Origin of the sequence: Planctomonas sp. JC2975 (assembly GCF_012985205.1) — a bacterium.
Classification (GTDB): Bacteria; Actinomycetota; Actinomycetes; order Actinomycetales; family Microbacteriaceae; genus Humibacter.
Genome location: NZ_JABEKS010000001.1, coordinates 2,742,285 through 2,760,363 on the forward strand (window position 1 = coordinate 2,742,285; position 18,079 = coordinate 2,760,363).

General features: G+C 68.2%; 17 protein-coding genes. 9 read left to right on the forward strand and 8 right to left on the reverse strand.

All coding sequences use genetic code 11. From position 1 onward, the window contains the following. Window positions 1–229: 229 nt before the first annotated feature. Both HII28_RS20270 and HII28_RS12550 read left to right on the forward strand, forming a co-directional pair. Window positions 230–895, forward strand: a complete 666-nt coding sequence (locus HII28_RS20270; protein ID WP_240977346.1) for a hypothetical protein — start codon at window positions 230–232, stop codon at window positions 893–895. Between the two features lie 2 nt (window positions 896–897). Beyond that, window positions 898–2,271 carry an FAD-dependent oxidoreductase gene (locus HII28_RS12550; protein WP_170025692.1) on the forward strand — a complete coding sequence of 458 codons (1,374 nt, stop codon included), beginning with the start codon at window positions 898–900 and terminating at the stop codon, window positions 2,269–2,271. Window positions 2,272–2,313: 42 nt separating this feature from the next. On the opposite strand, the gene HII28_RS12555 is transcribed toward HII28_RS12550, so the two are convergent. From HII28_RS12555 to HII28_RS12580, 6 genes are all read right to left on the reverse strand, one after another. Then, window positions 2,314–2,709, reverse strand: a complete 396-nt coding sequence (locus HII28_RS12555; RefSeq protein ID WP_170025693.1) for a DUF1304 domain-containing protein — start codon at window positions 2,707–2,709, stop codon at window positions 2,314–2,316. A gap of 119 nt (window positions 2,710–2,828) precedes the next feature. Further along, a complete protein-coding gene (locus HII28_RS12560) occupies window positions 2,829–3,833 on the reverse strand; it encodes an MDR family oxidoreductase (RefSeq protein ID WP_170025694.1) in 1,005 nt (334 codons plus the stop codon). 111 nt (window positions 3,834–3,944) lie between these two features. Then, the gene (locus tag HII28_RS19915) at window positions 3,945–4,664 is read right to left on the reverse strand and encodes a hypothetical protein (protein ID WP_205864646.1); all 720 of its coding nucleotides are present in this window, start codon (window positions 4,662–4,664) and stop codon (window positions 3,945–3,947) included. A gap of 194 nt (window positions 4,665–4,858) precedes the next feature. Continuing rightward, on the reverse strand, window positions 4,859–6,145 hold the full coding sequence (locus HII28_RS12570; protein ID WP_170025695.1) for an ABC transporter permease: 1,287 nt from the start codon (window positions 6,143–6,145) through the stop codon (window positions 4,859–4,861). Continuing rightward, window positions 6,142–6,894 carry an ATP-binding cassette domain-containing protein gene (locus HII28_RS12575; RefSeq protein WP_170025696.1) on the reverse strand — a complete coding sequence of 251 codons (753 nt, stop codon included), beginning with the start codon at window positions 6,892–6,894 and terminating at the stop codon, window positions 6,142–6,144. Before HII28_RS12575 ends, HII28_RS12570 begins: the two co-directional genes overlap by 4 nt. A 197-nt stretch (window positions 6,895–7,091) precedes the next feature. Continuing rightward, complete coding sequence (locus tag HII28_RS12580; RefSeq protein WP_170025697.1) at window positions 7,092–8,150, reverse strand: substrate-binding domain-containing protein; 1,059 nt, start codon at window positions 8,148–8,150, stop codon at window positions 7,092–7,094. A 440-nt stretch (window positions 8,151–8,590) separates the two neighbouring features. On the opposite strand from HII28_RS12580, the gene HII28_RS12585 reads away from it, so the two are divergent. Further along, window positions 8,591–9,988 carry an LssY C-terminal domain-containing protein gene (locus HII28_RS12585; RefSeq protein WP_170025698.1) on the forward strand — a complete coding sequence of 466 codons (1,398 nt, stop codon included), beginning with the start codon at window positions 8,591–8,593 and terminating at the stop codon, window positions 9,986–9,988. An 18-nt stretch (window positions 9,989–10,006) separates the two neighbouring features. Here the strand turns inward: HII28_RS12585 and HII28_RS12590 are convergent, their stop codons facing one another. Continuing rightward, on the reverse strand, window positions 10,007–10,951 hold the full coding sequence (locus HII28_RS12590) for an NAD(P)-dependent oxidoreductase (RefSeq protein WP_170025699.1): 945 nt from the start codon (window positions 10,949–10,951) through the stop codon (window positions 10,007–10,009). A 155-nt stretch (window positions 10,952–11,106) separates the two neighbouring features. Here HII28_RS12590 and HII28_RS12595 point away from each other — a divergent pair, with 155 nt between their 5' ends. Further along, entirely contained in the window at window positions 11,107–11,763 is a 657-nt protein-coding gene (locus HII28_RS12595) for a TetR/AcrR family transcriptional regulator (protein WP_170025700.1), read from the forward strand. Between the two features lie 90 nt (window positions 11,764–11,853). Here HII28_RS12595 and HII28_RS12600 read toward each other — a convergent pair whose 3' ends face one another. Further along, window positions 11,854–12,792, reverse strand: coding sequence for an aldose 1-epimerase family protein (locus tag HII28_RS12600; protein WP_346769292.1), 939 nt, complete (start codon window positions 12,790–12,792; stop codon window positions 11,854–11,856). A gap of 133 nt (window positions 12,793–12,925) precedes the next feature. Between HII28_RS12600 and HII28_RS12605 the strand changes: the two genes are divergently transcribed. The 5 genes from HII28_RS12605 to HII28_RS12620 all read left to right on the forward strand — a co-directional run bounded on the left by HII28_RS12605 (window position 12,926) and on the right by HII28_RS12620 (window position 17,994). Next, window positions 12,926–13,627 (forward strand): YoaK family protein, encoded by a 702-nt coding sequence (locus HII28_RS12605; protein ID WP_170025702.1) that lies wholly within the window; start codon window positions 12,926–12,928, stop codon window positions 13,625–13,627. Window positions 13,628–14,083: 456 nt separating this feature from the next. Beyond that, window positions 14,084–15,724 carry a glycosyltransferase family 39 protein gene (locus HII28_RS20275; protein ID WP_346769293.1) on the forward strand — a complete coding sequence of 547 codons (1,641 nt, stop codon included), beginning with the start codon at window positions 14,084–14,086 and terminating at the stop codon, window positions 15,722–15,724. Then, on the forward strand, window positions 15,721–16,476 hold the full coding sequence (locus HII28_RS20280) for a polyprenol monophosphomannose synthase (protein WP_346769294.1): 756 nt from the start codon (window positions 15,721–15,723) through the stop codon (window positions 16,474–16,476). The genes HII28_RS20275 and HII28_RS20280 overlap by 4 nt, the downstream gene beginning before the upstream one ends. A 164-nt stretch (window positions 16,477–16,640) precedes the next feature. After that, the gene (locus HII28_RS12615; RefSeq protein WP_346769295.1) at window positions 16,641–17,162 is read left to right on the forward strand and encodes a YbhB/YbcL family Raf kinase inhibitor-like protein; all 522 of its coding nucleotides are present in this window, start codon (window positions 16,641–16,643) and stop codon (window positions 17,160–17,162) included. 151 nt (window positions 17,163–17,313) lie between these two features. Continuing rightward, window positions 17,314–17,994 carry a nicotinamide mononucleotide transporter family protein gene (locus HII28_RS12620; protein ID WP_170025704.1) on the forward strand — a complete coding sequence of 227 codons (681 nt, stop codon included), beginning with the start codon at window positions 17,314–17,316 and terminating at the stop codon, window positions 17,992–17,994. Window positions 17,995–18,079 lie beyond the last annotated feature (85 nt).

Consider the following 18,079-nt stretch of genomic DNA (forward strand, 5'->3'; position numbering starts at 1 on the left):
GACGACGCTGAATTCGCCGGGGAAGACGGTCGTGTTCCGTGCCGGTGGATTCGAGTGTCGTACGCGGGTGTCGGCGGTATCGATCCGGCCGAAGGATTCGCTGCACCGAGTCGGGCGATTCTCGGCTCCTGTGGCGACACGCCGCACCTCGAGGCGTCAGTTCCATAACGTCTCGCCGTCGTCCGGCCGCATGCCTGACCGGGTGAAGGCGACCCGGCAGACTAGGCCTATGGCCGACTTCCACGTGTACCGCGATCGTCTCGAGATCCGCCTCACCCGTGCGGAGAAGATGCTGTCGCTGCGGCGGGACGATCTCGTGGTGCCGCGGGAGAGCATCCGCTCGGTGGCCATCACGGCCGACCCGTGGATCTGGATCCGCGGGGTCCGCGCGCCAGGCAACAGCATTCCTTTGACACTCGCGGTCGGCACGTGGAAGTTCCACGGCGGCAAGGATTTCCTGGTGCTCAAGGGCAAGCAGCGCTCGGCAGTCGTCATCGACATCGAGCAGCCCGACCCCGACCAGACGGATGCCGATCAGACGGATGCCGCGCAGCCGGACGCCCCCGAGGCGGCCGACCAGTCGGCCGGCGGCACCGACGCGGCGACTGGTCCCGACGCGGGTGCCGCGACGGCGGCGGCACCCAGCGCGGCGAAGAAGGCCAAGAAGGCCGAGAAGGCCAAGAAGGGCTCATCCAAGGGCGCGTCCAAGGCCGGAACTGCAACGGACGACGACGCACTTCCCGACGACGGGGATCTCGCTGCGAACGCACGCGTCGTGGTCGCTGACGGCTTCGCGCGGGTCATCGTCTCCACTCAGCACGCATCGAAGCTGGTCGAGGCGCTGCGGGACATCCGTCCCGGCTCCGACTCTCCCGTCGACAAGGTCATCGGCTGACGATGGCCGAGCCGCGCGGTGAGGGATCGGGTGCTACCCGTGGCCGTCGCGGGCGTTCGACCCGCGCCAGGGGTCGCGAGGCTGAGCCGCGGGTCATCGGGGCCGACTGCTGCGTGGTGGGCGGCGGGCCGGCCGGCATCATGCTCGGAATGCTGTTGGCGCGGGCCGGAGTGAACGTCGCGGTGCTCGAGAAGCACGGCGACTTCCTGCGGGACTTCAGGGGCGACACGATCCATCCGTCGACCATCCAGGTGCTGGATGAGCTGGGGCTGAGGGATGCCTTCCTCACCCTTCCGCACACCACGGTGTCGTCATTCGACGCGGTGGTCGACGGCACGCGTCTCACACCCATCGATTTCGACACGCTGCGTGGCCGCAACGACTTCTTGGTGCTCATGCCGCAGTGGGACTTCCTCGACTTCCTGGTCGAGCATGCTGCCTCGTATCCGGGGTTCCGGCTGCACCTGAACACCGAGGCGACCGAGCTGGTCACGGAGGGCGACACCGACGGAGTGCCGGGCAGCGGCCGCGTCGTCGGGGTGCGCGCGACGGGACCGGACGGACCAGTCGAGGTGCGGGCCGCCATCACGGTCGCTGCCGATGGCAGGGATTCGGTGGTGCGCGCGGCATCCGGTCTGCCGTCCACGGACTTCGGGGCGCCGATCGACGTGGTCTGGTTCCGGCTGCCGTACCCGGAGAACCGGCCGCCGGACACTCTCGGGTACCTCGACCAGCACCGGCTCATCATCACGATCCCGCGCGAGGGCTACTACCAGGTGGGCCTCATCATCCCGAAGGGGAGCTTCGAGAGCCTGCGCAAGGAGGGCCTGGACGCCGTGCGCTCAGCCGTCACGGAGACGGCCGACTTCCTCGAACCGGTGATCGGCGAGCTGACGTCGTTCAAGAAGCTCAAGCTGCTGTCGGTGCAGATAAACCGGCTGGACAGGTGGTCCCGTCCCGGGCTGCTGTGCATCGGCGACGCTGCGCACGCTATGTCACCGGCGTTCGGTGTTGGCGTGAACTACGCCATTCAGGATGCCGTCGCCTCCGCGAACAGACTGGCGCCGCTCCTGCGCGGGGTGGGGCCGGTGGCCGGGGCACGGGCATCCGCCCTGGACGCAGCAGCCGAGTGGGTGCAACGCAGACGGATGCCTCCCGTGCGCGCGATGCAGGCGGTGCAGCTCGTCGCGCACCAGGTCATCAACGGGACGGGTGCGACGCTGCTGCCGAATCCGATCGATGAGCCGCAGCGCATCGTGCTGTCGGCGGTGATGCCGATCGTGCAACGGGTGGCGGCGCGGGTCATCGGGCGCGGCATCCGTCCGGAGCACGTCTCACCGCGGGTGCGCGGCGCGACGACGCGCCCTTTGCGCTGACGCGCGTTACGGCGACCCGACCGCGAAGACGTCCTGGAGACGTCAGGTGGTGATCGGGTCGCTCAGGAAGATCAGCACGAGGCCTGCAAGCGGCAGGATGCCCTGGATGATCGCCGCGCGGATGTACCGCGCCCCCGTTGTGACCAGCACCACTGCCGCCAGCACCATGCACGTCAGGGTGAAGAACACGAGCGTCAGCCCGACGACGTGCTGCCCGACGCCGTACGCGATGATGCCCACCAGCGCGCCGATCGCGAGGAAGAGGTTGTAGAAGCCCTGGTTGTAGGCCATCGGCCTTGTGGCTTCGGCGGTCGCCTGGTCGGGCACCGAGAACCTCTTCCACACGCTCGGCCTTGCCCAGAACACGCTCTCCATCGCGAAGATCAGCACGTGCAGCACGGCGGCCAGGGCGATGACCAGCGTTGCGATCACGATCATGCGGCCAGCCTAGGACCGAGGATGTGCGCTCCGGCGGAACCGGGGCGCACGCGTCGGCGCGCCTCCGGGCGCTCCGCGGTGTGTCGGCCGGGAATGCCGCCGGAACGTATCGCGATCAGTCAGCGGCGAACGTCGACGACGGTGCGACCGCGGATTTGGCCGGCCAGGATGCGATCGGCCGCGCCGATGGCATCAGCGAGGCCGATCGTCTCGGTCATGGCGTCGAGCAGGTGAGCGTCGAGGTCGCTCGCCAGTCGTGACCACGCCTCCTCGCGCAGCGAACGCGGCGCCTCGACGGAGTTGATGCCGGCCAGCGTCACACCGCGCAGGATGAAGGGCATCACGGTGGTCGGCAGGTCTGCGCCCCCAGCGAGCCCGCAGGCCGCGACGACGCCGCCGTACGAGGTCTGTGCGAGCACGTTCGCGAGAGTGACGCTGCCGACGGCGTCGACGGCGCCCGCGAAGCGGGCCTTCTGCAACGGCCGTCCCGGCTCGGTGAAGTCCGCGCGGTTGAGTATGGCGGATGCCCCGAGCTCGCGCAGGTAGTCCGCCTCCGTCTCGCCACGACCCGTCGACGCCGTGACGGAGTATCCGAGATGAGCGAGCACCGCGATGGCGACGGATCCGACGCCTCCCGCCGCACCCGTCACCAGCACATCGCCGGACTCGGGCGTGACCCCGCCGCGCTCCAGCGCGAGCACGGCGAGCATCGCGGTGAATCCCGCGGTGCCGATGGCTGCTGCGTGGTGCTGCGTGACGGAATCCGGAACGTGGACGAGTCCATCGCCGCGCACGACGGCGAGCTCGGCGAGACCGCCGTTGCGGGACTCCCCGATCCCGTCGCCGTTCAGGACCACGCGGTCGCCTGCGCGGAACCGGGCATCCGTCGATGTGCGGACGCGCCCCACGAGGTCGATCCCTGGGATGAGGGGCGTGCGCCTCAGCACGCCCGGACGTCCCGCGAGGGCGAGGCCGTCCTTGTAGTTCAGGCAGGAGTAGTCGATGTCGATGGTGACGGCGTCCGGTTCGAGCACGTCGTCATCGAGCGTCAGGAGTCTGGCCGAGTGCGCAGTGATGACGCCGTTCTCGAGCTGCTGGTCGACGTAGTACGCGCGGAACGACATGGCCTCAGCCTAGAGCGGCACCACGCTCGTGCTCGGTGGGTCTTAGAGAGAGGCCGAAGCCCTTGGCGACCGTACTCACCCGGCAGTCAAGCGATCGGATGCGTGCAGTGATCAGGTGAGCGGCGGCCGCTCTTCTCCCTGCTGCTCACCAGGAGCCGGAGCGGCAGGAGGTGCGGGCTGGGCCGGCGGCACGTACGGAGCTGCGGGCTGAGAGGGAGCCCCGGCCGGCGGAGCTGCCGGTGCGACGGGCGCCGCGGCGGGCGGAGCTGCCGGTGCAGCAGGCATGGCGGTGGTGGGCGGAGCGGCCGGTGCCGAGTACGCCGACGGTGCGGGGGAGCCCGCGCTCTGGTAGGCGTTCGCCCCTGCTGCGAGGTCGCGTCCGGGCGCTGCGATGCCGCCGGCGGCGAAGTAGACGTTGGCTGTCGGGAGATACATCAGGATGATGGCGATGATGAGCACCACGATCTGAACCACGGACCACGTGGAGGTCGAGTTCCAGCCGCCGGAGAACCACGGCACGATCGACCCGATGAGCGACAGGATGCCGAGCACTGTGAGCACGACGCGCGCCCAATTGCGACCGTCCCTCATGCGGTTCACGATGATCAGCTCGACGATCGCGACGATGAACACGAAGATCGCGAAGATCAGCACGATGGATCCCGCAGCCGCTCCGGCCACCCCGCCGAGTGCGGCACCGGCGCTGATCGCGATGATGCCAACGATGAGCGCGAAGATCGACCCGATGAGCGAGACGATCGCGCCGATCAACCAGATGACGTATGCCGCGGTCACGACGCCTGGTCGTTTCGCGGGTGCAGCAGTGCTCATGTGACTTCCCCCTCGTCAGCTGCCGGTTCCGGATGCCCCCGCACCGGCCGGTCGGACACCGCGCGAGAACGCGGCTCCACCATCCCGAATCCTACTCGTCGGCCGTCGTGGACCCCGGGATTACGCGGTTCCGCCACGGCGATGGGGCCGGACGATTGCTCGTCCGACCCCATCACCCACGAGGATGCGCGTCGTCAGCGGTTGAGGAGGCTCCCACCGGCGCGAACGCGCGAGAGTGCATCGACGGTCGCCGCCAGGATGAGCACGCCGCCCGTGACGGCGTAGTTGACGCCGGCCGGCAGGTTGAGCAGGCCGAGGCCGTTGGTGATGATTGCGATCACCACGGCGCCGATGGCCGCGTGCATGAGTCGGCCGCGTCCGCCGAACAGGCTGACACCGCCGACCACGGCCGCCGCAACGCCGCTCAGCACGATGGAGACACCGGCCGACGGATCGACCGATCCCACCTTCGAAATGCTGAACAGCTGCGACACCACCGCGAGGAACGAGCAGATGATGAACGCCACCCAGCGGATGGTGATCACCTTGATGCCGGCGCGACGCGCCGCCTCCGCGTTGCCGCCGACGGCGTAGAGGTAACGGCCGAACTTGGTGCGGTCGAGCACGAACGTGCCGATCCACAGGATCGCGAGCGTGATCGGCACGACGATCGGCACACCCTCGACCTTGATGAATCCCGTGCCCCGGTTCTGGCTGAGCAGCCCGACCAGGGTGGCGCCGAGCACCGCGATGACGATCACCTTGATCCAGACCAGGATGATGGCGCGATTCGGAACTCCCGCGCGACGACGCCGTGCGCGGTCCCAGAACGAGGTGCCGAGCGAGACCAGCACCATGACCACGAGCATCGTCCACCCGGCCCAGTCGGGCAGGTTGTTGTTCATGATCGCGAGAACCACCGGATCCTGCACGTTGTACAGGCCGCCGTTGCCGATGATGATCAGCTCGATGCCCTGGAATCCGAGGAAAAGGCCCAGCGTCACGACGAACGACGGGATCCCGACCCTCGCCACGAAGAATCCGATGAACGTACCGGTCGCGATGCCGATCAGGAAGCCGATCAGCAGGGCGATGAGTGACGGCCACTTCGCGACGTCGACCAGCACGATGTAGGCGCACATCGCGACGCCGCCGGTGACACCGGCCGACAGGTCGATCTCGCCGAGGAGGATCACGAACACCAGCGCCATGCCCAGCATGACGAGGGTGGCGGACTGCGTCAGCAGGTTCGCGAAGTTGCGTTCCGTGAGGAAGTAGGGGCTGAGGAACGAGAACAGGATGCCGAGCACGATGAGGCCGCCGATGGCCGGCAGAGCGCCCATCTCCCCACCGCGCAGACGCTGGAAGTAGGCACGGACCTGGTCGCCGATCCCGCCCTCGACGCCGCTGCCGATGAGGTCGCCGACCATCGGGTCGGGCAGAGCCTCAGTGGTCTGTGCTTCGCGCGCGTTCGTGCTCATGCGGGTTCTCCCGTGTAGGTCTTGCTGCCGGTGATGTAGCCGACGACGTCGTCGTACGTCGTCTCGCTGGTCTTCACCGACGCCACCATGCGGCCCAGGTAGAGCACGCTGATGTAGTCGGCGACCTTGAACACGTCGGCCAGGTTGTGGCTGATGATGATGATCGCCACGTTCTGCGCCGCCAGACGCGAGACCAGGTTGAGCACCTGCTCCGTCTGCGCGACACCGAGCGCGGCGGTGGGCTCGTCGAGGATGACCAGTCGCGACTTGTTGATCACTGAGCGGGCGATCGCGACGGACTGGCGCTGACCGCCGGAGAGCGACGACACCTTCTGCCGCACGGACTTCACGGTGCGGACCGAGAGCTGCTGAAGAGCACGGCTCGTCTCGAGCTCCATCTGTCCCTCGTCGAAGGTGCCCCACCGGGTCTCTTCGCGGCCGAGGAACATGTTCTGCACGATGTCGAGGTTGTCGGCCAGCGCGAGGTCCTGATAGACGACCTCGATGCCGAGCCGGGATGCCTCGCGCGGGTTGTGCAGCACGACGGTGTCGCCGTCGAAGGTCACGATGCCGTCGTCGTACGGCTGCACGCCGGCGAGGCCCTTGATCAGGGTCGACTTGCCGGCGCCGTTGTCGCCGACCAGCGCTGTGACCTTGCCGGGATAGGCCTTCAGGTCGACGCCGCGCAGCACGTCCACCGGGCCGAAGCTCTTCTTGACTCCCGTCAACGAGATGAGCGGCTCATCCATGTGTCGGGTTCCTTTCGTTCGGATTCGCGTCAGGGTGTTCGCCGTCGCCACGGGGGCGTGGACGGACGGCACATGACTCAGGGGTCCCGCCAGACCGTTGCATCCGCGGGCGCGGAGCACGATGACGGGACCCCAAAGGGGCTTCGCGGCGGACCTTCGGTCCGAGCACGAAGCCCCCTTCGGATCAGGCGATGCGGTTAGTGAACGCCGTACTTGGTGCAGGCGGCTGCCACGTCACCGGTGCAGATGTCGCTCGCCTTGGCATTGCCGTCGTCGATGACCTTCTGCACGTTCGACGCGGTGATCAGGATCGGCGTCTCAGCGATGAACGGCACCCCGCCCACGTTCTGTGTGATACCGGAGGGCTTCTTGCCCTTCAGCAGCGTGATCGCCAGGTCGGAGGCGGCCTTCGCCTCGTCCTGGTACGGCTTGTAGACCGTGGAGGTCTGCTTGCCGAGCAGCACGTTCTGCAGACCGGCGGTGGAGGCATCCTGTCCGGTGACGGGAACCTTCAGGCCGTTCTTGTCCAGAACCGAGATGACGCCGGACGCGTTGGTGTCGTTGGCGACCCAGACGGCGTCGACCTGACCACCGAGCGAGGTGAGAGCCTGCTCGAAGTTGGTGGCCGACTTGTCGGCGTCCCAGATCCCCGGCGGCTCGGCGGCCGGCTTGATACCGGCAGCGGACATGATCTTCACGGCGCCGTCGTGGAACATCTTGGCGTTGCCGTCGGTCGGGTCGCCGCCCATGTAGACGACCTTGGCGGTCGCCGGGTCCTTACCCTCTGCCTTCAGCGCGTCGACGATCGACTGACCCTGGAGCTCGCCCACCTTCTCGTTGTCGAACGAGACGTAGTAGTCGGCTCCGGCGATGGGGCGGTCGTAGGCGATGACGGGGATTCCCTGCGCCTTGGCTTTCTTGGCCACCGTGACGCCCGCGCCGTTGTAGTCGACGAGGAGCATCACGCCGCAGCCCTTGTTGAGCTGCTGGTCGGCGATGGTGGCGTACTTGCTGGTGTCACCCTGCGCGTTCTGGATGTCGGCGGTGAAGCCGGCGTCCGTGATCGCCTTCTGCAGAGCAGGGCGGTCGCCGTTCTCCCAACGGGGCGACGACACTGCGTCGGGCAGAATCACGCACGCGCGCGTCTTGCTGGCGTTGTCAGTGCTGTTACCGCCGCTTCCACTCGAACAACCCGCCAGCAGAAGTGCTGACGCGCTGGCGAGAACGGCGAGGGAAATCATTGACGATTTCTTCACGTCTCTCTCCTTTGATGAGACTCGGACTCCTCCGGGGATCGCCGCGTTCAACTTCCGAATGCGGCATAGGTGATCATGCACTGTTTCGTGCCGCGCCGACACATTTCGGGGCCACAATCCGATAACGGTTGAGTAACTTACAGACAGGTCAGTAAGAGGCTGCATCCCGCTCCCCGTCTGGGAAGTCGCCTCAGGTCGACCCGGTGGCCACCCGACTGGGGGGCAGCGGATGCCCGTGAGCGCCCACAGAGATCGCTTTCCTTCGACTCCTGACGAAAGCACCGAATTCTGTTCGGTCTGAATCTGCGCGGGATCCGGTCTCGGACCGGCCGGCGGAGGCAGGCGGATCGACCTGCCGGGCCAGGAGCAGCGGAGGCGGGCTGGCGACGATCGGCGGCCGGAGACGTGATGATCGTCACGCCCGGTCATAGCATGGGCGCATGTCGGTCGGGGGTGCGGCGCAGGGGGACACCGCCGTGCGCGAGCCGCGCAAGAGGCCGGCACGGAACATCCGCTGGCGCCTGGCCAGCGCGCTCGACTACCTCTACTTCCTGATCGCGGCGCTCGCGGCGATCTGGCTGGCGTGGCTGCTGGCCGTGGAGAGCTTCAGCTGGGGATGGTGGCTGATCCTCTTCTTCGTGCTGTTCTGGGCGTTGCTCGCGTACCTCGTTCTGCCGCGGCTGCACAGCATCCTGACCCGCATCTATGTGCCGAACTACTTCATCGGCCGCGCGCGTACGAGTGACGGGCTCCTCGGCGACCCGATCAACCTCGCCGTGCTCGGGAGTCAGGCCCAGCTAGAGACGGCGATGGCCGAGGCGGGCTGGACCCGCGCCGATGCGGTGACGGCTCGCACCAGCTGGCGCATCGTGACAGCGACACTGTTGCGCCGGAGCTACGACGAGGCCCCGGTGAGCCCTCTGCTGCTCTTCGGGCGCCAGCAGGACCTCGCCTACCAGCAGGAGGTGCTCGGCAACCCGGCCAAGCGGCATCACGTGCGCTTCTGGAAGTGTCCGGAGGACTGGCGGCTGCCGGGCGGCGAGCCGGCAGAGTGGCTCGGTGCTGCGACGTTCGACAGGCGCGTCGGGTTCTCGCTGTTCACCCTGCAGATCACGCACAAGATCGACGCGAACACCGACATCGAGCGCGATCACGTCGTGAGGTCCATCGAGCACGCGGACGCCGGCGTGTGGCTGAGCGTGATCCGCGACTTCTCGACGGGCTATCACGCCCGCAACGGCGGCGGCGACTCGATCATCACGGACGGCGACCTGCCAGTGGTGGATCTGCGCGGCATCCGCTCGCGCGCCGAGTTCGAGGACGAGACGGATGTCGTCGAAGCGGCCGCCGACAAGCGTCCCGTCTCGATCGCACTCGGTGCAGCCCTGCTGGCGCTGCGCGCGGTGGCCGGCGTGGTCTTCGTGGTGATCACCGCCACCCACTGGACGGACTACGTGCGCTCACTCACCATCGACGTCGAGGGGGCGCAACAGGACCTGGTGAAAAACGTCGTCCTGTCGGTCGCGGTGTTCGCGCTCGTGGTCACCGTCGTGGGGCTGCTCGTGCAGTTCGCGCTCATCACTCTGATCTTCCGCGGCAGCAACTGGGCGCGCATCCTGTCCATGACGCTGAGCGCAATAGCGGTGATAGCGGCTGCCGTCGACTTCTTCAACGGTGGTCCGCAGGTGAGCCTGCGAGCCAATCTGCTGGGGCTGCCCCTGGACATCCTGGTGCTGTTCGCGTTGTCGTCCGAGCGTTCGAGCGCTTGGACGCGGCGCATCCGCTATCTGCACATCGAGCGGCGGTCGGAGAAGCGCGCCTCGCGGCAGCCTGCCTGATCGACCGGGCGAGTCCGCTCAGCGGTGCGCTGGTGCCGCCAGCTGTGCGGCGCTCGCCGCCACGCCTTCGCGGATCGACGGATACCTCGGCGCCCAGCCGAGCTCGCGTCGCGCTTTCTCGTTGGACACCAGCATGCTGACGCCGTCCATCATGGCGGCGCCGTAGGGCGCCATCATCCGCAGCACCCAATCCGGGAGCGCGAACGGACGGGGAGCTCCCGCGGCCGCCGCGATCTCGTCGAGCACCTCGCGGAACGTCACGCTCGTGTCGTCGACGACGTTGTACGCCTCGCCGCCCGTTCCGTGCTCCAGAGCCGCGACAGTGGCGGATGCCGCATCCGAGTGGTGCACCCAGGCCAGCCGGCCGCCGGTGCGGGCGCTCGGCAGCGTGCGGTGACGCAACATGGTGACGATGGTGGCGAGATCCGCTCCGTAGAGGAGCCCGTAGCGCACGGCGATGCCGTCGATTCCGTCGGCCGAGAACGCCTGGCGCTCGTTGGAGGCCATCGCGACCAGGTGTTCGTCGAACGCGTCGTGCTGAGGGACGCCGAAAGGGGCATCTTCGGTGAGGGGCGCTGTGCCGAGGTCGCGGTATCCGTACCCGAAGACCATGGACTGCGTGACGAAGCGATCGGCGCCGACCTGGCGGGCGACATCGAGCAGGTTCGCGGTGCCGACGGTGCGCAACACGTTCGTCCCGCGCATGTCGGAGTGGTGCAGCGGCGCCTTGCGGAGTGCCGTGAGGTCGCTGATCACCGCATTCGCCTCGACTCGCTCTGTGGCGAGCAGCAGCGCGTCGCGGTCCAGCACGTCGGCCGTGACGGACGAGGCGCCGAGCTCGCCGAGACGGTCGACGCCTGCCAGGCCGCGCACGATGCCGACGACCTCGTGGCCCGCGGTCATCAGCCGAGCGACGAGCGGGATGCCGGCGACGCCGGTCGCTCCCGCGATGAGTACTCGCATGATCGTTCCTTTCCGATTCGAAAGTAAGTACTTACTTTCTAGATCGGATAAGATGAAACCGCAAGGGGTCATCGCACGATGTGCGCGGAACGGTCGTTGCAGTGCGGTGGCCGGCAACGTTCCCGCAGAAGGCCGACACAGGGGAGGATCGGGGGATGGCGATCAAGGAACGCGCGGATGCCACAGCAGCCGGCCCGGACGCACCGGACGCACCAGCTGTCTCGACGGCGAAGTCCCGCGTGCTCGACGCGGCCATGCGGCTCTTCGGCGAGCAGGGCTATGCGGCGACCTCGGTCGCTCAGATCGAGGCTGCGGCGGGACTCCGCCCCGGATCGGGCGGCCTGTACCGTCACGTCGCCTCCAAGCGCGACCTGCTCGAGCAGGGCGTGCGCCGCGTGCTCGACGGACCGAACGACGTCGCCGAAGCCCTCGCCGCCACACAGAACGAGACGGATGTCGCGCCCAGCGTGCGGCTCAGGGCCATCGCCGAGGCCGGACTCGCGCGCCTCGATCACGATCGAGACCTCAGCCGCATCATGCTCCGCGACCTTCGCGAGTTCCCGGAACTCGCGGCCGACGTCCGTCGCTACGAAGTGGACGGCGTCACGGCGGCGCTCGCCGCGTGGCTCGGGGCGCGGGCGACGGTGACGGGCGCGGACGTCGATGCGGCGGCATCCGTCATGGTGTCGGCTGTGAGCCACTTCTGGACGATGACGGACGCCACAGGTGCGGCCCCACTGGAACTCGGCCGCGCCCGATTCCTCGACGCGCTCGTGCTCATGGTGACGAGCGCGCTGGGGCTCGACGGCTGACCCCGTTCACCAGGCTGCCATGGCCTGCCCGCGCGGTCGGCGAGCCGTTCCCCATCGAGGGATTGCGTCACCGCCCGGTGTCGCCCCGAGTCAGAGTGCGCTGATCCTCCAGCCGGCGGTCGTCGACTCGTCCGGCTGCAGCACGATGAGGTCGGTGCCGGAGTTGAAGGCATCCGGCGGGCAGGTCATGGGCTCGACGGCCATGCCGAGGCGGCTGGTCGCCGGGTTGTCCTGATCCGCGGTGTGCACCTGCACCCAGGGGCACGCGGCGTCCCAGCGCATGGCGACGCCGTGTCCGTCCGGTGCCATGAGCTCGACGGAGGCCACGCCATCCGCATCCCGAGACAGCGCCGTGAACGCGTGGTCGATGAACAGGTCGCCGACGAGCCGGGCCGAGCGGAAGTCGTACGCTGCCGGCGGCTCGGATCCGACGACCGCCGTGGCAACGCCCGCCAACGCCACGGGCGAGAGGCGGTCCGGCGTGACCATGAGGATCTCGGATGCCGGCAGCAGCATCGTCCACTCGTCGACGCGGCCGGACCCCGCAACGAGATACGGGTGCGGTCCGGTGCCGAAGGGAGCGGCATCCGCTCCGGTGTTCCTCGCGACCACCGATGAGAACAGGCCGTCGTCGTCGAGGCGGAAGACGACGGTGAGGTCGATGCGGTGCGGGTAACCCTGCTGCGCCTGGATCGTCGTGGTCAGCTCCACGAAGTCGTCGCCGCGGTCGCGCACGTCGAAGTCCTGCCAGACGACGAGGCCGTGCAGCGCGTTGGCCAGGTGCGGCTCTGTGAGTGCCACCTGCTGCTCGATGCCCGCGAATGAGTAGCGGCCGTCCACGATGCGGTTGGGCCACGGCGCGAGTGTCGCGCCGCGGTAGGCGGGCCGCACCTCGTCGGCGCCGAAGGGCACGACGAGATCGCGGCCGGCGTGGGTCAGCGACCGCAGAGATGCGCCGACAGAGGCGATGGACGCGGTGTAGTCGCCGTGTTCGAGGTCGATGGACGTTCCGGAGAGGGGGATGCTCACCCCTCTATTCTGCCGGGTCCGCGAACCGTCGTGAGAGCGCTCCCACAACGATCGGCTGATCACCCCACTACGCGGCCCGTTCCGGCGGGTGCGCCGGGCTGTGGTGAGATCGATCGGACGACGGGAGCACCACATGGCCAAACAGTGGGGACTGCACGAGCGCACGCACCTCGGATTGATGCTGGCACTCACCTTCTCGACGGGTGTGGTCGATGCGGTCGGCTACCTCGGCCTCGACCGCGTCTTCACCGGCAACATGACGGGCAACGTCGTCATCCTCGGCATGGCTCTGCTCGGCGCCGACAACCTGCCGATCATCGGTCCGGTCATCGCGCTGGTGTGCTTCATGGCGGGCGCGGCGATCGGCGGACGGACGCTGCGCCGCGTCGACGCGGGCTGGACGCGGCTCTCGACGACGGTGTTCACGGGGGTCGGCGTCGTTCTGCTCGCGGCCGCGGTGGTGTTGTTCGCCGCCGGGCGGCATCCGGAGCAGGCGCTGCAGTGGACGGTGACCGGGATGCTCGGCCTCGCGATGGGCGCACAGGCGGCGACCGCCAGGCACATCGCCGTGAAGGATGTCACGACCGTCGTCGTGACATCCACCCTGGCCGGCCTCGCTGCGGACTCCGTGTTCGGAGCCGGGAAGGCGCAACCGTGGGCGCGTCGAGCGGGAGCCGTCGTGCTGATCGGGCTCGGTGCGGTTGTCGGTGCAGCAGCGGTGCACCTCGAGCCGTCGCTGGGACTGCTCGTCTCCGCTGTGATCGTGCTCGTCGTCGCCGGATGGGGGCACGTCGCGACCGGCGGCCCGGTGCCCGAGGTCGCTGCGGAGGCGTAGCCGGCGGTTGGTCGGGAACGATTCGCCGCACGTGCGTACCGCTCGTGCGCACAGCTCGAGGGACTCGGTCCGCGGGTGAAAAGACCCGCATTGTCTACTGTTCGTCACCCTGAGGTAACGTACAGAGAGCACACTTCTGAGAAGAAGTTCACCCCATCGCTAACCAGGGGAAGGCGAACGCCCAGGCCGCCACGATGATCTGGATCCGTGGCCGCGCACTCGGCGCCGGCGCGATGGATGACGCGGGGAGCGGCGGTGACGACAGCACGAGCGGGGGCCGGACGATCGGGGCGATACAGCGCCACGGTCACCGGCGGGCATGCGCCCGAAACCCTCGGCGAGGCTTCGAGTGGTCTGAGTCGGACATCGGACTCATCCGCGATGACCGCACCGCTGCGCGTCCCGGGCCGACGGCCCCCCGGGGCACGGGGACTCCGCCGCCATCGCGTCGCCGTCGTGGCCACTCTGCTCGGCATCCTCGCCTTCGTCGTCTCCTGGATCGGATCGTGGATCCCGTCGTTCTGGGGCGATGAAGCGGCCAGCATCATGTCGGCCGAACGGCCATGGGCGTCCCTGCTGGCGGAACTCGGTCGCGTGGATGCCGTGCACGGCACGTTTTACGCCATGATGCACGTCTGGATCGACTTCTTCGGGGCCAGCCAGCTCTCAACGCGGTTGCCCAGCGCGATAGCCGTCGGCGTCGCGACGGCCGGCATCGTGGTGCTGGTCGAGCGGTACGGCGGCCTTCGGCTCGCCGTCACCGCGGCCGCCGTGTTCGCGATCCTGCCGCGCACCACCTATATGGCGACCGAGGTGCGGTCGTACGCCATCGGCACGGCCTGTGCGGTCTGGCTGACGGTGTTGTTCCTGCGGCTGGTGACCAAGCGAACGACGCGCATTGTGCCGTGGGTGGGGTTCGGCGTCGCGTACGCGGCCTGCATCTACGTGTTCCTATACCTCTCGCTGATCGCCCTGCCCTTCGCGGCCGTGCTGCTCTGGATCACGCGCGGAAGGTGGGGCGCGATCGCTCGGGCCGTGCTGAACCCGCGGTCGGCTGTGTCGGCGGAGCTCACCCTCGACCGTGCGGTCTGGGTGCGCTGGGTCGCGGCGACCGCGGGCGGGGCGATCCTCGCCCTGCCGGTGATCGGATTCGCGCTCAAGGAGCACGGCCAGATCGCGTTCCTCGGTGAGCATCCGGGCGTGACCTTCCTCACGTTCACGGTGAACCAATGGTTCGACACGGACTGGGCGATCGCGATCGCGGCATGGGCGATCCTTCTCGCGCTGCTCGTGGCGGGCATCGTCGCGTGGAGTCGACGGCGCGGCTCCTCCGCGCGCATGCTCCCCGGTGCGCGCAGCGTGCTGCTGGTGTTCGCGGCCGCGTGCTTCGTGCTTCCGCCCGCCGCGCTGCTCGCCCTCAACTCGTTCGTACCCGCGTACACGGTTCGCTACATGTCCTTCACCACGCCGGCGCTGGCCATTCTGTTGGCGGTCGCGCTCGAGGGAGCAGCGAAGTGGGTGACAGCGCGATGGGCAGCCAGAGGGAGAGCGGATGCTCGCGCCGGCTCTCTGCGGATGCACACGTGGCGCACATCCTCCGTCGCCATCGCTGTCGCCGTCGCCCTCCTCGCGGTCATCGCCTATCCCGGATACCTCGCCCAGCGCGGTCCGTATTCGAAGAACGGCGGGAGCGACTGGGCCGAGGTGGCCGCCGTCATCCAGCAGAACTCGAAGCCGGGGGACGACATCGCCTTCGACGAGACGACGCGACCGTCGCGGAATCCGCGACTCGTGATGCACCTCTACCCGGCGCAGTTCGCGAACGTCGTCGACGTCACCCTCGAGATCCCCTACGTCGACAGAGACTCGCTGTGGGACAAGGCGTACACCATCCCGGAGGTGGCCGGTCGGCTCTCCGCTGGCAACGGACGCGTCTGGCTCATCGAGTATCGCGGTCCGGACAAGGAGGGCGCCATCGCCTCCACCGGCATGCGCGAGCGGATGGCCGCTCTGCGCGCCCAGGGATTCGAGGCCACCCAGACATTCACCCTGCACCGGGATGTCGTTTACCTTTTTACGAGAGGAACAGGGTCGTGAACGCAATCGTCATCATCCCGACCTACAACGAAGCGCAGAACATCGCGTGGATCGTCGGCCGGCTGAGGAACGCGGTGCCAGAGGCATCCGTGCTGATCGTCGACGACTCCTCTCCCGACGGAACGGGTGATGTCGCCGACGGCCTCGCCGCCGCGGATCCGGCCGTCAGCGTGCTGCACCGCGCGGGCAAAGAGGGACTCGGCGCCGCGTACCGCGCAGGAATGCGGTGGGCGCTCGAGCGCGGTCACGACGTCCTCGTCGAGATGGATGCCGACGGCTCGCACCGACCGGAAGACCTCCCAGCCATGCTCGCCGCTCTGAGCAAGGCAGACGTCATCGTCGGATCCCGCTGGGTGCCGGGCGGCGGCGTCGTCGGATGGCCGTTCTACCGCAAGGCGATCTCGCGCTGCGGCAGCGCGTACGCACGCTTCGCGCTCGGTGTTCCGGTGCGCGACATGACGGGCGGATATCGGGTCTTCACCTCCGACGCGCTCGAGCGCATCGACCTCGACGCCGTGCTCAGCCAGGGCTACTGCTTCCAGATCGACATGCTGTGGCATGCGCAGGTCGCGAGGCTTCGCATCCGGGAGGTCCCGATCACGTTCCCTGAGCGCGAGCGCGGCAGCTCGAAGATGTCGGGCACGATCGTGTTCGAGGCGATGCTGCGGGTGACCGGATGGGCGATCGGCTCGTTCCCGGCGCGCATCCGCCGTGCCTTCGCGAAGGAGCCGGCGGCGGCCAGCACCCGCTGAAGGGGTCCGAAGGGCCCTGGTCACCACGGCCGCGGCTGACGACATCGAGGGCGGGCGCCGAACGGACCACGCTCCTGGAGGTAGCGGCGTGCACGCCACCGCGCGCTACGGCGTATCGTGCGGACTGCGGTGCGCGGTGCGCACGAAACGAGCAGGGAGGCATCGTGGCCGAAGATCCTTATGAGCGGTTCGGAGCCGTGCCGCAGTTCACCGTGACGAGCGAGGATGTCGCTGACGGGCGTCCGGTTGCCGCGTTGCATCGCGGCAGCAAGGGCAACACGTCACCGCAGCTGTCGTGGAGCGGGTTCCCGGAAGGGACGAAGAGCTTCGCGGTGACCATTCATGATCCGGATGCGCCGACCGGCGCGGGCTTCTGGCACTGGGCCGTATACAACATCCCGCCATCGGTGACCTCGTTCGATCGCGGGGCCGGAAGCGCGGGCGGCTCGATGCCGGCGGGAGCGTTGCAGCTGAAGAACGAATACCGGGAGGTCGGATTCGCCGGCGCCGAGCCGCCGGACGGAACCGGGCGTCACCGCTACTACGTCGTCGTGCACGCGGTGGACGTCGACCGGCTCGACCTCGATCCCGAGTCGACGCCGTCGGTCCTGGGCTTCAACCTGCACTACCACACGCTGGCGCGAGCGGTCATGGTGCCGACAGCGGCCTTCGACGATCCGGACTGACGTCGCACGTGCGGGTCCCCGGCCGAGAAGTCGCGAAACGCGATGCCGGTGCGTGCCCGAGCGCGCATTGTGACGTCTCGATGAGGTTCCACGGCCACGGTGCGCATGGGCGACAATGTTGCTTCGTATGCACGAGCAGATTTCTAGCGGATTGACCGCCTTCGCCTGGCTGAACACCCAGTTCAGCCTCTTCGGGCTGCCGGTCTACTGGTCGGACTTCATCGGCAACATCCTGGCGCTGGCCACTGTGGTGCTGGCGCTCAAGCGGTTGGTGTGGGCGTGGCCGGTGCAGATCCTCGGATCCGTGTTCCTGCTCATCGCGAGCCTCAACGTGCATCTGCTCGGCAACGCGGGACGCCAGATCATCATCATCGTTGTCGCCAGCTGGGGCTGGGCGATGTGGGGCCGCAACAAGCAGCAGCAGGGTGAAGTGCACGTTCGCTGGGCGTCGTGGCGCATGCGAATGGTCCTCATCGCCTCGATGCTCGTCGGCACCGCGCTGGTCACGCTGCTGCTCAAGTCGATGAACCTGTCGTTCTATCCGGGAGCGCCGTGGTGGCTCGTGGCCTGCGACGCCTGGATCTTCGTCGGCACGGTCATCGCCATGGTGGCTCAGGGGCGCCGCTGGGTCGAGTTCTGGTTCGTCTGGATCGCGGTGGACGTCGTCGGAGTGCCGCTCGCGGTCAGCTCAGGGTTGTACTTCTCGGGAATCGTCTACGGCATCTTCTTCGTGCTGGTGCTCATCGGCATCCGCGACTGGGTGAAGCAGAGCGGACCTGCCCGATCCGTGAAGGCGACCACCACGCCGATAGATCTTCCGCCCGCGGCCTGAGCCCTGGGCCGATTGGCGCGTCCTCGGTCGCGAGTGAGCCTCGGTGCGAGTGATCACCGCCGGAAACCGGCCGACTCGCTCCGTT